This window comes from Enterobacter sp. CCUG 70166 (assembly GCF_020224095.1).
Lineage (GTDB): Bacteria > Pseudomonadota > Gammaproteobacteria > Enterobacterales > Enterobacteriaceae > Enterobacter > Enterobacter intestinihominis.
Genome location: NZ_NRIQ01000095.1, coordinates 1 through 2,943, shown reverse-complemented (window position 1 = coordinate 2,943; position 2,943 = coordinate 1). Strand labels below are relative to the sequence as shown.

The window sequence follows — 2,943 nt, the reverse complement described above, 5'->3', positions numbered from 1 at the left end:
GTCTCAGGGAGAACTCATCTCGGGGCAAGTTTCGTGCTTAGATGCTTTCAGCACTTATCTCTTCCGCATTTAGCTACCGGGCAGTGCCATTGGCATGACAACCCGAACACCAGTGATGCGTCCACTCCGGTCCTCTCGTACTAGGAGCAGCCCCCCTCAATTCTCCAGCGCCCACGGCAGATAGGGACCGAACTGTCTCACGACGTTCTAAACCCAGCTCGCGTACCACTTTAAATGGCGAACAGCCATACCCTTGGGACCTACTTCAGCCCCAGGATGTGATGAGCCGACATCGAGGTGCCAAACACCGCCGTCGATATGAACTCTTGGGCGGTATCAGCCTGTTATCCCCGGAGTACCTTTTATCCGTTGAGCGATGGCCCTTCCATTCAGAACCACCGGATCACTATGACCTGCTTTCGCACCTGCTCGCGCCGTCACGCTCGCAGTCAAGCTGGCTTATGCCATTGCACTAACCTCCTGATGTCCGACCAGGATTAGCCAACCTTCGTGCTCCTCCGTTACTCTTTGGGAGGAGACCGCCCCAGTCAAACTACCCACCAGACACTGTCCGCAACCCGGATTACGGGTCTACGTTAGAACACCAGCCATTAAAGGGTGGTATTTCAAGGTTGGCTCCACGCAGACTGGCGTCCACGCTTCAAAGCCTCCCACCTATCCTACACATCAAGGACCAGTGTTCAGTGTCAAGCTATAGTAAAGGTTCACGGGGTCTTTCCGTCTTGCCGCGGGTACACTGCATCTTCACAGCGAGTTCAATTTCACTGAGTCTCGGGTGGAGACAGCCTGGCCATCATTACGCCATTCGTGCAGGTCGGAACTTACCCGACAAGGAATTTCGCTACCTTAGGACCGTTATAGTTACGGCCGCCGTTTACCGGGGCTTCGATCAAGAGCTTCGCGTTGCCGCTAACCCCATCAATTAACCTTCCGGCACCGGGCAGGCGTCACACCGTATACGTCCACTTTCGTGTTTGCACAGTGCTGTGTTTTTAATAAACAGTTGCAGCCAGCTGGTATCTTCGACTGATTTCAGCTCCGTCCGCAGGGACTTCACCTACATATCAGCGTGCCTTCTCCCGAAGTTACGGCACCATTTTGCCTAGTTCCTTCACCCGAGTTCTCTCAAGCGCCTTGGTATTCTCTACCTGACCACCTGTGTCGGTTTGGGGTACGATTTCGTGTTACCTGATGCTTAGAGGCTTTTCCTGGAAGCAGGGCATTTATCACTTCAGCACCGTAGTGCCTCGTCATCACACCTCAGCGTTAATAAGGTACCGGATTTACCTGGAACCTCCGCCTACATGCTTAAACCGGGACAACCGTCGCCCGGCTGACATAGCCTTCTCCGTCCCCCCTTCGCAGTAACACCAAGTACAGGAATATTAACCTGTTTCCCATCGACTACGCCTTTCGGCCTCGCCTTAGGGGTCGACTCACCCTGCCCCGATTAACGTTGGACAGGAACCCTTGGTCTTCCGGCGAGCGGGCTTTTCACCCGCTTTATCGTTACTTATGTCAGCATTCGCACTTCTGATACCTCCAGCACCCCTCACAGGACACCTTCAACGGCTTACAGAACGCTCCCCTACCCAACAACGCATAAGCGTCGCTGCCGCAGCTTCGGTGCATGGTTTAGCCCCGTTACATCTTCCGCGCAGGCCGACTCGACCAGTGAGCTATTACGCTTTCTTTAAATGATGGCTGCTTCTAAGCCAACATCCTGGCTGTCTGTGCCTTCCCACATCGTTTCCCACTTAACCATGACTTTGGGACCTTAGCTGGCGGTCTGGGTTGTTTCCCTCTTCACGACGGACGTTAGCACCCGCCGTGTGTCTCCCGTGATAACATTCTTCGGTATTCGTAGTTTGCATCGGGTTGGTAAGCCGGGATGGCCCCCTAGCCGAAACAGTGCTCTACCCCCGAAGATGAGTTCACGAGGCGCTACCTAAATAGCTTTCGGGGAGAACCAGCTATCTCCCGGTTTGATTGGCCTTTCACCCCCAGCCACAGGTCATCCGCTAATTTTTCAACATTAGTCGGTTCGGTCCTCCAGTTAGTGTTACCCAACCTTCAACCTGCCCATGGCTAGATCACCGGGTTTCGGGTCTATACCCTGCAACTTAACGCCCAGTTAAGACTCGGTTTCCCTTCGGCTCCCCTATACGGTTAACCTTGCTACAGAATATAAGTCGCTGACCCATTATACAAAAGGTACGCAGTCACCCCATAAAGAGGCTCCCACTGCTTGTACGTACACGGTTTCAGGTTCTTTTTCACTCCCCTCGCCGGGGTTCTTTTCGCCTTTCCCTCACGGTACTGGTTCACTATCGGTCAGTCAGGAGTATTTAGCCTTGGAGGATGGTCCCCCCATATTCAGACAGGATACCACGTGTCCCGCCCTACTCTTCGAGTTCACAGCATGTGTGCTTTCGTGTACGGGACTATCACCCTGTACCGTCGGACTTTCCAGACCGTTCCACTAACACACAAGCTGATTCAGACTCCGGGCTGCTCCCCGTTCGCTCGCCGCTACTGGGGGAATCTCGGTTGATTTCTTTTCCTCGGGGTACTTAGATGTTTCAGTTCCCCCGGTTCGCCTCGTTAACCTATGTATTCAGTTAACGATAGTGCAACGGATTGCACTGGGTTTCCCCATTCGGACATCGCCGGGTCAAGGGTTCATATCACCTCGCCGGCGCTTTTCGCAGATTAGCACGTCCTTCATCGCCTCTGACTGCCAGGGCATCCACCGTGTACGCTTAGTCGCTTAACCTCACAACCCGAAGATGTTTCACTTCTGATTGCGAAAATTTGAGAGACTCGAACACACATGAGCTGTGTGTCGTTTCAATTTTCAGCTTGATCCAGATTTTTAAAGAGCAAAACTTCGCAGTGCACCTTTTCAGGTTCACTCTGAAG

Annotated in this window: 1 rRNA gene; it reads right to left on the bottom strand. The window is 53.1% G+C overall.

Features of this window, described 5'->3' with window-relative positions:
* Window positions 1–2,797 (bottom strand): 23S ribosomal RNA (locus tag CKK19_RS25180); the annotation flags it as partial.
* Window positions 2,798–2,943 lie beyond the last annotated feature (146 nt).